This is a genomic window from Candidatus Sulfotelmatobacter sp. (assembly GCA_036500765.1).
Lineage (GTDB): Bacteria > Acidobacteriota > Terriglobia > Terriglobales > Acidobacteriaceae > Sulfotelmatobacter.
In genome coordinates this window covers 165366-178498 of the sequence record DASYBM010000013.1, presented here as the reverse complement: position 1 = coordinate 178498, position 13133 = coordinate 165366, and the positions used below count along the sequence as shown (strand labels likewise).

Below are 13133 nucleotides of genomic sequence, written 5' to 3'. Positions count from 1 at the left end.
TGCCCGCGGTGCAACCACTAATGACGTAGCTCGCTCCGTGTCTGCCCAGCGTCGCCAACAAACCATAAGCGGCCACAGCGCCAGCAAGAGACGTTGCGAGCAATGTCTCCACGGAAGCCGTCGTTGGTTAGCCGCCACGACTTGGTGCGCTGGTTACCTCGGTCACGGCTTCCGCCTACAAAATTTCGCAAAAATAAATCAAAAAAATCTTGCATCTGTGGAAATTTCCCGTAATCTCAAAAATGCGAACTAACTTCGCCGAAATGCCCGGGAATCGCATCGAACCCGGGAGCCGCGACAGAAAGTCCTCAGTCTTTTTTTATGCTGAAGACCAAGAGAGACGCGGTGGTGAGAGTGAGTCGCTTGAGGAGGAAGACATAGAAATTGGCAACAGCTAGCGCTCCGCGTCGACAACTCGAAAATCCCCAGCCTCTTACCGCGGTCCCCAACCGGAAAAAATTCGTCCGTCTCACGCTTTGGCCCCTGGTCGCCGCCACCTTCTTTATGGTGTCAGGTGGAACCTATGGCACGGAAGACATCGTGCACGGCGCCGGCTATGGCCGCGCGATTCTGATTCTGCTGCTCACGCCGCTGCTCTGGAGCCTGCCCACGGCATTCATGATTGGCGAGCTTTCGAGCGCGCTGCCGTTCGAAGGCGGCTACTATGCCTGGGTGCGCCGCGCTATGGGCAACTTCTGGGGATTTCAGGAAGCCTGGCTCTCGCTGGTGGCGTCCATTTTCGACATGGCGATTTATCCCACACTGTTCGTGACCTACCTGACGCGAATGTTCCCATGGTTTCAGGACGGCAATCGAGGATGGTGGGTTGCGCTTGCGGTGGTGATCGCCTGCGCGCTGCTGAATATTGCGGGAGTCAAGGTGGTTTCCCTCACCTCGCTATGGCTATTCCTGGCGCTGTCCGCGCCGTTTGTGGCGATCATCGTGCTCGCTCCGTTCAAGGCGGGCGCGCTTGTGCACGCGGTCACGAAGCCGACTACTTCAACCGTCGACATTCTCGGCGGCCTGCTCATCTGCATGTGGAACTACATGGGATGGGACAACGCCTCGACCATCGCTACCGAAGTCGAGAAGCCGCAGCGCACCTACCCGCGGGCGATGCTGGTCGCGGTCTGCATTGTGGCCGCCAGCTACGTGCTGCCCTTCGCGGCCATGTGGATGACCGGCCTGAAGCCGACCGCCTGGGAAACCGGTTCGTGGGCGGATATCGCCTCGCTGGTGGGTGGCCCATTGCTGCGCATCGGTGTCGTGCTCGGGGGCATGATTAGCGCCTTCGGCATGTTCAACGCGCTGGTCATGAGCTACTCGAGGCTTCCCCTGGCGATGGCTCAGGACGGCATGCTCCCGGCAGTCTTCGGCAAGCTCCACAAAAAATCACGGGCGCCGTGGGTTGCCATTATTGCGCTCGCCATCGGATGGGCGATGTGCTTAGGCCTGGGCTTTGCCCGGCTGGTCACGATCGACATCCTGCTCTATGGTGCCAGTCTGCTGCTGGAGTTCATGGCGCTGGCGTTTCTGCGCTTCCGCGAGCCGAATCTAAAGCGGCCGTTCCGCGTGCCGGGCGGCCTGTTTGGGGCGATTGCCATCGGCATTCCGCCCATGCTCCTGCTCAGCTTCGCCGTGGTGCGCAGCGATCACGAGCAGATCTGGAATATGAGTTCGTTCGCCTTCGGGATGATCCTGATCGCGGCCGGCTTCCTCGTTTACTTCGTCAACCACGCGCTGAAGCCGTCGGGCTGGACGGCGAAGCCGGAATCGAAAGCACAACCCGCCGCGTAATCTAACTGGCTGAAATTCCGCTGCAACAAAAAGAGGACCGGGGAACTTCCGGTCCTCTTCGCTTTCTGCCGCTAGTGATTACGCCGCCTTCGCCATGTCGCGCAGGCTCTTCACCTTGTCATGAGCACGCTGTACGCTCTCGGCCTGCCGCCGGACGATCTCCATCAGGTTGCCGGGCAACGATCCGCTTAGTGCCTTCTGGTAAGCCTCTTTGGCATTGTCTTCGCCAGCCTCCACCGACTCCAGAATGGTCTTGTCGCCGCCTCCGAGAGCAACTTTGGTGTCGATCCAGGCGCGGCGCACAGCGGCGCCTGCCGACCCGGAAACTTTCTTGTCCGGCTTGCCTAAACGTACCAGTTCCGCTTCGAGTTCGCCGGCAAAGCGCGCCCTCTCCAGGCTCTGCTCGTTGAAATATGTTTTGAGGTCGCTTCGTTTCACGTGCTGCGCGGCGTCCTGATAGCCTTTTTGTCCGTCTTTGCAGGTTTCGATAAGATTTTCAATCACACTGATTGCGTTATTTTCGTCCATAATAGCCTCCGAAACTTGGATGCGCCTACGCCGCAGAGGTTTGGCATGATTCTATTGGCTGCATTAGGAAGAAAAAATGCTCGTGATCTAATATCAAGAGAGATCTAGAACTGGCAAAGATGTTATGACCGAGAAAGCCCTGTGACCAAACGAAAATCCAAAGGCGCGTACATGATCTCGGCGGTGGCCGAGATGTATGGAATTCATCCGCAGACGTTGCGACTCTATGAGCGCGAAGGCCTGCTCAAACCCTCTCGCACTGAGGGCAACACCCGCCTCTATACCGACGAAGATTTGCAGCGCCTCGAGTTCATTCTGTCGCTGGCGCGCGACCTGGGCGTGAACATCAGCGGCATGGCCATCATCCTGCAAATGCGCGAACGCATGGAAGAGATGCAGCGCCAGATTCAGGAATTCGTGCAATACATCCAGCAGGAAGTGCTCACCCGCGCCAACGCCGCCGCCGATCCGGCCAAGGGCGCGATCGTGCCCGTGCGAAGGCCGATGGTGGCGCCGACGGTGCAGGTTGGACGCAAGAAGTAGGTGTGCGGATGCTGCCCTTCAAGCTCATCTACAGCGACGCGTATTACTTGCCTATCGGTGATCATGTATTCCCCGCGGAAAAGTACCGTCGTATTCGCGATCGCCTGGTCGCCACGGGCATCGCCGATGCGAAAGACTTCCTCGAACCCCAGCCCGCGACCGACCAGGACATTCTTCTCGTCCACAAACCCGAGTATGTCCAGAAGCTGAAGGCCGGCACGCTCAGCCCGCGGGAGGCGCAGGAGCTTGAGATTCCATTTTCACCGGAGCTGGTCAGGGCATTCTGGCTGGCGGCGGGCGGATCGATTCTGGCCGCACGCCGGTGTCTGACCGATCGCGCGTGCATCAGCATTGGCGGCGGATTTCACCACGCCTTCCCCGATCACGGCGAGGGCTTCTGCATGATCCATGACGTGGCCGTGGCTATCCGGCGCATGCAGCACGACGGCAAAATTCAGACCGCCATGACGGTGGATTGCGACGTGCACCAGGGCAACGGCACTGCGGCGATTTTTGCCGGCACCCGCACCGCGAGCGCGCTGCTGCCATCGTCTTCGGCATCGACCGTCGAGCAGCCTGCAAATGCGCCACATTACGGTGTGAGGCCAGACGGTGTGAGGCCAACTAAGCTGCGCGCAGCCCACCCCGGCGACGTCTTCACCATCTCTCTGCACCAGCACAACAACTATCCGCTGTGGAAGCCGCCGTCGTCGATTGACGTCGACCTGCCCGATGGCACCGGCGACGACGACTATCTGGCGTGGCTCGACAACGCTCTCAGTTCCGGCCTGCGCCAGTTTGAGCCGGATATGCTGTGCTACGTCGCGGGCGCCGATCCTTACCGTGAAGATCAGCTTGGCGGCCTCGATCTCACGATTGAAGGATTGAAGAAGCGCGACGAACTCGTCTTCCGCGTGTGCCGCGCCCGCGACATTCCCGTGATGGTGACCTACGCCGGCGGCTACGCGCAGAATGTCGAAGACACGGTAACCATTCACTGCAACACGGTGGTCGCGGCGAAAGAAGTTCTTGGTGAATAAGCCACCACCCGCTTACGTGGCCCCGGACGCATTCGTCCGGGGTGCCGGCTGACCGGCGGGTCATAATTACATCTTCTGCGACCGAACCAATGTCAGCTTACGCGTCCCGGGGCTCACGCGGGGCGGACGAACGCGTCCGCCCCTACGTGAGCATGGCTGCTAAAATATCTGGATACATTTATGTTTGAGAACCTACAAGAAAAGCTACAACGCGCGTTCAGGTCGCTTCGCGGACAGGCCAAGCTGACCGAGGAGAACATTGACGAGGCGCTGCGCGAAATCCGGCTGGCGCTGCTTGAGGCCGACGTCAATTTCAAGGTGGTCAAGCAGCTCATCGACCAGATTCGCGCCAAGGCGGTCGGCCAGGAAGTGATGACTGCGCTCTCGCCCGGCGAGCAGGTCATCAAGATTCTGCGCGACGAACTGGTCGAGATTCTCGGCAAAGACACAGCGCGCATGAAGTTCGCCTCGCAGCCGCCCACAGTCGTGCTCATGGCCGGGTTGCAAGGTTCCGGCAAGACCACCACCTCCGGCAAGCTGGCGAACTGGTTCAAAGTTGGCGGACATCGTCCGCTGCTGGTGTCGGTCGACGTCTACCGTCCCGCTGCGCGCGAGCAGTTGAAAGTTGTGGCGCAGGCGGTGAAGGCAAACATCTACGAAGGTCACGTAGCCCCGGACGCATTCGTCCGGGGCGCGGATGACGAAGGCGCCGGCTCCTACGAGAAGTCTCCCGATGTTGAGCGACTGGCCAAAGAAGCCCGCCGCGAGGCCATCGTCTCCGGCTGCGACGTGCTCATTGTCGATACCGCCGGCCGGTTGCACATCGACGACCAGCTCATGGACGAAATGCAGTCGCTGAAAAAGCTGCTGAATCCTTCTGAGATTCTGTTCGTGGCCGACGCCATGACCGGACAAGACGCCGTGCGCTCGGCCGAAGAATTCCACAAGAAACTATCGCTCACCGGCGTAGTGCTCACCAAAATGGACGGCGATGCCCGCGGCGGCGCGGCGCTGTCGATTCGCCAGGTCACCGGCCAGCCCATCAAGTTCATCGGCGTGGGCGAAAAATATGACGCGCTCGAGCCCTTTCACCCCGACCGAATTGTCTCGCGCATTCTCGGCATGGGCGACATCCTGTCGCTGATCGAGCGCGCGGAATCGCATCTCGACAAAAAGAAGGCGCAGGAAATGGCCACCAAGGCCCTGACCGGCGACGGCTTCTCGCTGGAAGATTTCCGCGACCAGTTGCGCCAAGTCAAGAAGATGGGATCGATGAAGAGCCTGATGGGGATGCTGCCTTCAATCGGCCCGTTCTCCGGCCTGCAAAAAGCCGCCGACAACGTGGACGAGAAGCAGATCAACCGCGTCGAAGCCATCATCAATTCAATGACCATGCACGAACGCAATCATCATGAAGTGATCAACGGCAACCGCCGCAAGCGCATCGCCCGCGGATCGGGCACGACCGTGCAGGAAGTGAACAATCTGCTTCGCCAGTACGCGCAGATGAAGAAAATGTTCAAGCAGATGGGCAAACCGAGTTTCGCGCGAAGGCTGGCGGGGATGAAGCTGCCAGGGATGTGAGAGCGGATCAGGGATCAGGGTCAGTACCCAGCTACCAGCGGGCGGTCTAACTGCAATGAAATGGCGCTCTCTCGAAGAGTCGAGTCCCAGTCTTGATATTCGCCCCTTGCGCGATACTTTTGCCGAGCGCAAGGAACTCATTGCCAAGTACGTTTCACCGCAGACGCAAGATATTCATGCGCAGGCCGTTGCCGAACTCAAGGAGCAGCATCTCGCTGCCAACACCCTGCCGGTCGGTGCGCAAGCGGCGGCATTCGAACTTCCCAACCATGACGGCGAGATCATTTCTTCCTCCACCCTGATTGCCAACGGACGATTGGTGATCTGCTTCATCCGCGGGCGATGGTGCCCATTCTGCGTCGGTCAGATGGAGGCCGTAAATCTGATTCTGCCGCAGATCGGGGAGGCGGGTGCAACGCTGGTCGCCATTTCTCCGCAAACCGTGAGGCAATCGTTCTTCATGCACGATCAGCACAAGCTACGCTTCCCGCTGCTTTCCGATACCGGCAACAAGGTCGCGCGACAATTTGGGCTGACATATCGCGTGCCGCAAGCTCAGGAAGCGGTATATCGGCAGTCCTTCGTCAATCTGCCATTTACGAATGGCGATGAAAGCTGGGAGTTGCCGATTCCGGCGACGTACATTCTCGACCGCGACGGGACCGTGCTCCATGCGTCGGCGAACGAGGATTACACGGAGCGTCCGGAACCTTGCGACATTCTGCGGACCCTCAGGGGCTGAAGCCGGTATTCACCCGTCGAGTACCTAGCGGCACGGCTGAAGCCGAGCCCTTCCCAAAACCCGTCTGCCGCGCAAACTGCTAGACTGTCATCTTTCCGACCCCCTGCTTTCGGCTTCCACGGCAAGATGGATCGACGACGTTCCGGAGCCGAGAGCGGGAGTCGGAAGCCGAAATGAGGGCCCCTTCCCTTCGATGATCGTCAACTTTGCAGAACGCGCGCATAACCACAATTGGGAACTCGATCCAGTGGTGCGGTCGCTGCTTGACACGGATTTCTACAAGCTGCTCATGCTGCAATTTATCTGGAAGCATTTTCCCAGAACGCGAGTGGAATTCTCGCTGATCAACCGGCACGCTTCGGTGCGCATGGCGGACATCATCAACATTGAAGAGCTGAAGGTTCAACTGCAGCACGTTCGTGGGCTGCGCTTTCGAAAATCGGAACTGGTGTGGCTGGCGGGCAATACTTTCTACGGCCGCCGCGGAATTTTCGAGCCGGGATTTTTAGAGTGGCTGGAGCAGGACTTTCGACTGTCAGATTATCGGCTGTCGGTGCGCGATGGCCAGATCCACCTGGTCTTTGAAGGCACGTGGACGGAAACCACGATGTGGGAGCTGTATGCGCTGGCGATTCTTGGCGAGTTAAAAACGCGAGCTGCGCTGAAAACGCTGAGCGAGTTTGGCCTCGACGTTCTTTACGCTCGCGCGAAGACGAAATTGTGGAGCAAGATTGAACGGCTGCGCGGCGTCCCGGGACTGAGCGTGGCCGATTTCGGCACGCGCCGCCGCCACAGTTTTTTGTGGCAGGAATATGTTGTCGTGGCCATGGCAGCAAACCTGGACAGCAATTTTATTGGAACGTCGAATGCGTTCCTGGCGCACAAACATGACCTGGAAGCGATTGGGACCAACGCCCACGAAATTCCCATGGTCGTCGCTGCGCTCGCGCCAGATGACGCCGCGCTGAAGGAATCGCAATACCGCGTGCTGGAACTATGGCAGCAGACCTACGAGGGCGCCCTGCGCGTGATGTTGCCCGATACGTTTGGAACAACGCAGTTTCTTGCCGGGGCACCCGAATGGGTAGCGGACTGGACCGGGCAGCGCGTCGACAGCAAGGATCCATATATCGCCGGAGATGAATACATTGCGTGGCTAAAGACGCATGGGAGAGATCCGAGGGAGAAATTGTTGATCGCGTCGGACATGCTCGATGTCGATCAGATTCTGGGGCTGCACGCTTATTTTGGCGGCACGCTGGCAAAAGGCGTTACGCCCGCCGATTTTGCGAGCGCGGCGGATTTTGAAGACCGCAACAAGTGGACGCCGGGGCGGCGCGTTCGCTTCAGCGCCGGATGGGGCACGCTGCTGACCAACGATTTTCGCGGATGCAATCCCAACAACCGCGACGGTTTTGACCCCATCAGCTTGATCTGCAAAGTTTCGAACGTCGAAGGGCGTCCGGCAGTGAAGCTCTCCGATAATTATTCCAAGGCTTTGGGTCCGCCAGCGGAAGTTGAGCGTTACCGGAGAGTGTTCGGCACTGCGGGAATTGCAAATACGCCGGTAATCACGTGATGCGCCTCGAACCGTTGCCCGATAAAACTGTGACAGCGAAGTTCGCAGAGAGAAGAACGCCGAGAACGCAAGACGCAGAAACCTAACTGCTAACCAATCTTCGCGAAGTCTGCACATGCACCGCTTTCTATGGCACAGTAAATAGCTCATGCCTGCCAACGCCGACGCCAGGGCCGGACGCGCCGCCTTCTCGCATCCCGGATTCGTGCTGTTCGAGATCGCCCGATTTCTGATTGTCGCGGCAGTCGAGATGCAGGCCGTGGCCGTGGGCTGGCAAGTCTACGAGATCACGAAGCGGCCGCTCGATCTGGGCTATGTCGGTCTCGCGCAGTTTCTGCCGGGAATTTTGCTGTTCCCAATTTCCGGGCATGCATCCGACCACTTCGAACGAAGAAACGTTCTTTCGGCCTGTTATGCCGGCTATGCCGTGTGCTTCGCGTTGTTGCTAGCTCTGACCCATCGCGCTACGTCGGTCAATTCGATCTACGTAGTGCTGGTGCTGATCGGCGTGGTGCGATCGTTTGCCAGCACGGCCAGCCGAGCGATTCTGCCCCAGCTTGTGCCCGAAGAACATTTTCCGAATGCTGTGGCGTGGAATGCCAGCGTCTTTCAGGCCGCAACCATTCTTGGTCCGGCGTTTGGCGGAATTCTCTACGCGGCGTTTCACGGGCCGGCGGCGGTGTATGTGATTGCCCTTCTGACGGCGGCGGGAGCTACGGTGTCATCATTTTGGATCAGGCCTGAGGCGAAAACGCGTCCGCGGGAACCCATGTCGCTCAAGACGGTGTTTGCGGGACTGCACTACATCTGGAACAAGAAGCTAATCCTGGGCGCGATTTCACTGGACCTGTTTGCCGTTCTTCTGGGAGGGGCGGTTGCATTGTTGCCGGTATACGCGCGTGAGATTCTGCATACGGGGCCGTGGGGACTGGGGTTGCTGCGCGCTGCGCCGGGCGTGGGCGCGGCCGTCATGGCCGTGTTGCTGGCGCATTGGCCGCTACGCGGACGATCGGGACTGGCGCTGCTGTGGGCGGTGGCGGGATTTGGAGTTCTCACGATTGTCTTCGGACTTTCGCGCAGCCTGATCGTGTCGTTAATCGCGCTGCTGCTGCTGGGCGCGAGCGATATGATCAGCGTGATTATCCGCGCGACCCTTACGCAATTGGCGACTCCGGATGCGATGCGCGGGCGGGTCACTGCGGTCGACATGATTTTTATCGGGACCTCCAACGAGTTCGGGCAATTTGAATCGGGCGTGACCGCGCAATGGTTTGGGACTGTGCCGGCAGTCGTACTGGGCGGAATTGGAACTCTGGTCGTGATCGTCGTGTGGGCCTGGATGTTTCCGGAACTGCGGCAGGCAGGAGAACTCAGCGACATTCGCAGCGAAGTGGAGGCTTCGGCGACCACCGATCCAACTTAATTCCTGCAAGAAACAGATCAAGAACAGAAGTATCTTTGCGGTCCTCTCCGCAGCGGATGCCGTAGAATGTCGGCTTCATTTCTTCAGACAAACACCGCGCAACCAGGGAAACTCATTGATCGAACGCTATTTCCGCCTTACCGAGAATCGGACTACGGTGCGCCGCGAATTTCTCGGCGGCCTAACCACTTTCATAACCATGGCATACATCGTGGTCGTGAACCCGCAACTCCTCGCGAAAACAGGGATGCCGATTGATGGCGTGCTCTTCGCAACCTGCGTGGCTGCCGCCGCGGCCACCCTCGTCATGGGACTTTACGCCAACTATCCTATTGCGCTGGCGCCCGGAATGTCGCTGAACGCGTATTTCACTTATGTCGTCTGCCTGGGCATGCATGTGCCATGGCAAACGGCGCTGGGCGTCATTTTTATTTCCGGGGTGTTTTTCGTGATCCTCACGCTGGTGCGGGTTCGCGAGCAAATCGTCAACGGCATTCCGGATTGCCTCAAGTACTCAACCGCCGGCGGCATTGGGATGTTCATTGCCTTTGTGGGCTTGCGCAATGCCAAGGTGGTAGTCGCAAACTCCGCGACCTTCGTCGGCCTCGGCAGCTTTTCCGATCGCGAGACTCAGCTCGCTTGCGTCGGGCTGGCCATCATGCTCATTCTCATGACACGCAAGGTCAATGGCGCGATCCTGATCGGAATCTTTGCCACCACGCTGCTTGGGATTTTTCGCGGCATGTCCGCCTGGCCAAGCTCGATCTTTTCATTGCCGCATCCTTCCAGCACATGGCTGCAACTCGACGTGCGCGGCGCTCTTCACCTGGGCCTGCTTGAAATCGCATTTGTCTTTCAGTTTGTCGATCTGTTCGACAATGTCGGGACGCTGGTTGGAGTCAGTGAGCAAGGCGGATTCGTGAAGGACGGTAAGATTCCGCGAGTCGGCCGCGCTCTGGTTTCGGATGCGGTAGGCACGATCATCGGCTCGTTGACCGGGACTTCCACTGTAACCAGTTACATTGAAAGTGCGGCCGGAGTTGCTGCGGGGGCGCGCACCGGGTTGAGCAATGTGTTCGTCGCCGGCTTCTTTCTTCTCGCGGTTTTTTGTTCGCCACTGGCTGCCGCCATCCCCGGATATGCAACGGCCCCAGCCCTAATGCTCGTCGGCGCGCTGATGACAGAATCCATAGGCCGGGTCGACTGGAAAGAATTTACCGAAGCGGTTCCAGCTTTCGTCACGTTGCTGGCCACGCCCCTGACGTTCAGTATCGCCACCGGTCTAAGTTTCGGATTGATTTCTTACACGCTGGTGAAAGTGGCAGCCGGGAAGTTACGCGAAGTGAGTGTCGTGATTTGGATTCTGACGGCGCTGTTCGTACTGCGCTATGTATATCTCGCCGCCGGATAAATCCATCAGCGTTTCAACAAAGTCTTCGCGGCACCCATGTTGTCGTACTTGTCGTAGACCCGGACCACCACCACGTGCTCGGATTCGTCTTTCCCCGAACCCATGGCCGAGTTAATCACCGAGTCCCGCTCCGACTCCAGCGCCACTTTGAAATCATAGTCTTCCGTTTTCGCATCCGACAGTTGGCCGACCGGCTCCACGTATTTCCAGTCGCCGGCATCGACGGAATACTCGGCGCGTTTGATCGTAGAAAATCCATCCTCTGCGCGGAAGCGCACGTGGATCTGCGAGCCTTCAATGGTCCCTGCCAGGTTCTCGATGCGCGGGGATGTCGTATCGACCTCAAAGCGGCGGCTCTCTCTGGTCGCAGTCAGGGCCTCGCCGGGAGAGTGCGACGGCGCATCCGAAGCCACGACTTCCACTATATAGCCGCCATCCGGCAGCAGGCTGGCGTCAAAAGAATACGCTTTGTCGGATAAGTTATCTTTTAAAAGGAGCCAGCGTGTCTCACCATCGCCGCGATAGTAGACGGAATACACGAGCTGATCGTCGTTCTCGTCATGCGCGTTCCACTTCACTCCAATGGATTCGCGGTCGTGCGTGCTCGGCACCGGCGACTCGAAATGTCCACCCGATGATCCGCTCAGGTCGGCGCCCAGATTAAGGCCGGCCGATTTCTGGATTGGCTGATAGCGAACTCCTACCTGCACCGAAACGTCCTCGATCTCCGGCGCAACATTTTTCGGTAGGTAGTTCAAGGTAACGGTGTCGACCTCGGGCCGCATGCTTCCCGCGTGCAGCACGGCTTTCCACTGGGCGTAGCGTGCGGCGGGAACCCCAGTCTCAGAATCCTTGGCGAGATTCACTTGCTTCCATGCACTCCAATTGCGGTCGGGATTGTCGACGTTGCCGCTGCGTGCCAACAGCTCGACGTTGCCGGTGCCGCGGAACTCGGCTCGGCCCCAGCGCGAAAATATTTTTGCGTCGAACACATCGCTTTCGTACGTGCCTTCGTTTTCTGGACCCGGACCCAGGACAAAAATCTTTCCCAGGTTACTGCTGGCGGCGTAGAGCCCCCCACCGGGAGCCTTGGCGAAGCCGGTCACTTGCGAGGCCGGAGATTTCAGCAGATCGGAAAATTCATCCTGACGTTGCACGGCGAAAATGTGGCCGCGATTTCCCGTTCCGGCCAGTAGATGCTCATGCGAATCGAAGGCCAAGGCATAAACAATGTCTTCATGTGAACTCCACAGCCGCGACGGCGAACCGTCAGGGGCAATTCGATAAATGTCGGAGCCGCCGCTTGCGCCGACGCCGGGAAATGAGAACTGGCCTGCCGGGGACGGGCTGGGCGTCAGCGTGAGAGTCATTCCCGGAGTTGGCGAGGAGCTTGACGCGGCGCTTGAACTCATGGTCATGATCGAAGAAGTTGTGCCGGCCGGGGAGGTCGCCGCTCCGGCACGCTTTTCGCCTACCCCTGCGGCATAGATATTGCCCGCGCGATCGAGAGCCAGCGCCGTGATTTCCTTCTTGGCAGCGCTGTAAAGTACAAATCCCTCGCCCGCGGGAGAGATCCGGTAGATCAAGCCGCTGCCATCGGTGCCGGCAATCAGGTTGCCCTGAGCATCGAGCGCGAGCACCCGGATATGGGTGTCGTCGCTCTTAAAGAAAACGGAGTGCTCGCCCTTCGTCGTCACTTTGTAGATCTCGCCGTGATCGCCGGTGGCAACGTAGAGATTTCCAGACTTATCGAGAACAAGATCCCAGATGTACTTGGTGCCGGGCGCCAAGTATTCTGACGAACTCCAGGTTGGGTCGAGCGCAGGCTTCGCGGGATCTTTCGGAGTGTCGTTATCGGAAATCTTGTCTGAACTCTTGTCTGACTTGGGCGCGACCGCTTTTTGCCGGGGCTTATGCTCGATCTTGTAGACCTTTCCGTCGGGCGCCGTGGCTGCATAGATTACGCCGCCAGGCGCGACAACGAGCGCCTGGACCTGAAGTTCCTTCGGCTCGAACACGATGGTCGCCTGTCCATCCGGCGCGATTCGGTAGACTCGCGCCGGAGAGCCGGTCGCGGCATAGACATTTCCCGCATCATCCGCGGCAACGGCCCAGATGTAGGTCGACGGCGTCGCGTACAGCAATTTGAACGACGGAGCCAGCTCCAGACCGCCGGAGCTGCGGATGGCTACGCCGGTGGCCGTACCTTTAGTGAGGTCTTCGAATTTTGACTGCTCCCAGGTGCGAGTGCCGTCGGCGAACGAGGCTGCTGTGAAGGCGATGATCGCAAGCGCTGAAAGAAGAAGTCCAGAATAAGTGGAACGTGAAAACCTGAGCAAACTCTGCAATGTCGTACCTCGAATTAAGTCTGAGAGAAGCCGGCCGCGGCACGTCGTCGAACTGACCGCAATATTTCAGGTTAACATGCAGGCCCCGTTCGCCGCGCATTTGTGCGCCGGAAGCCGAGAGCCCGAAGCCTTCCCTCG

Annotated in this window: 10 protein-coding genes; 8 read left to right on the top strand and 2 right to left on the bottom strand. The window is 58.8% G+C overall.

Annotated elements, in window-relative coordinates:
- Window positions 1-384: 384 nt before the first annotated feature.
- Entirely contained in the window at window positions 385-1797 is a 1413-nt protein-coding gene (locus VGM18_15755; protein HEY3974458.1) for an APC family permease, read from the top strand.
- A gap of 78 nt (window positions 1798-1875) precedes the next feature.
- Here the strand turns inward: VGM18_15755 and VGM18_15750 are convergent, their stop codons facing one another.
- The gene (locus VGM18_15750) at window positions 1876-2325 is read right to left on the bottom strand and encodes a PA2169 family four-helix-bundle protein (GenBank protein HEY3974457.1); all 450 of its coding nucleotides are present in this window, start codon (window positions 2323-2325) and stop codon (window positions 1876-1878) included.
- Window positions 2326-2496: 171 nt separating this feature from the next.
- Here VGM18_15750 and VGM18_15745 point away from each other — a divergent pair, with 171 nt between their 5' ends.
- The 7 genes from VGM18_15745 to VGM18_15715 all read left to right on the top strand — a co-directional run bounded on the left by VGM18_15745 (window position 2497) and on the right by VGM18_15715 (window position 10647).
- Complete coding sequence (locus tag VGM18_15745) at window positions 2497-2868, top strand: helix-turn-helix transcriptional regulator (GenBank protein HEY3974456.1); 372 nt, start codon at window positions 2497-2499, stop codon at window positions 2866-2868.
- An 8-nt stretch (window positions 2869-2876) separates the two neighbouring features.
- Window positions 2877-3908 (top strand): histone deacetylase, encoded by a 1032-nt coding sequence (locus tag VGM18_15740; GenBank protein ID HEY3974455.1) that lies wholly within the window; start codon window positions 2877-2879, stop codon window positions 3906-3908.
- Window positions 3909-4088: 180 nt separating this feature from the next.
- Window positions 4089-5492: a signal recognition particle protein gene (gene ffh / locus VGM18_15735; protein HEY3974454.1), complete on the top strand. Its 1404-nt coding sequence runs from the start codon at window positions 4089-4091 to the stop codon at window positions 5490-5492.
- Window positions 5493-5547: 55 nt separating this feature from the next.
- Complete coding sequence (locus VGM18_15730; GenBank protein HEY3974453.1) at window positions 5548-6234, top strand: peroxiredoxin-like family protein; 687 nt, start codon at window positions 5548-5550, stop codon at window positions 6232-6234.
- A 193-nt stretch (window positions 6235-6427) separates the two neighbouring features.
- Window positions 6428-7813, top strand: a complete 1386-nt coding sequence (locus VGM18_15725; protein ID HEY3974452.1) for a nicotinate phosphoribosyltransferase — start codon at window positions 6428-6430, stop codon at window positions 7811-7813.
- A 148-nt stretch (window positions 7814-7961) separates the two neighbouring features.
- Window positions 7962-9236, top strand: coding sequence for an MFS transporter (locus VGM18_15720; GenBank protein ID HEY3974451.1), 1275 nt, complete (start codon window positions 7962-7964; stop codon window positions 9234-9236).
- Between the two features lie 115 nt (window positions 9237-9351).
- Window positions 9352-10647 carry an NCS2 family permease gene (locus VGM18_15715; protein ID HEY3974450.1) on the top strand — a complete coding sequence of 432 codons (1296 nt, stop codon included), beginning with the start codon at window positions 9352-9354 and terminating at the stop codon, window positions 10645-10647.
- A gap of 5 nt (window positions 10648-10652) precedes the next feature.
- Here VGM18_15715 and VGM18_15710 read toward each other — a convergent pair whose 3' ends face one another.
- Window positions 10653-12995: a hypothetical protein gene (locus tag VGM18_15710; protein HEY3974449.1), complete on the bottom strand. Its 2343-nt coding sequence runs from the start codon at window positions 12993-12995 to the stop codon at window positions 10653-10655.
- Window positions 12996-13133: the final 138 nt, after the last annotated feature.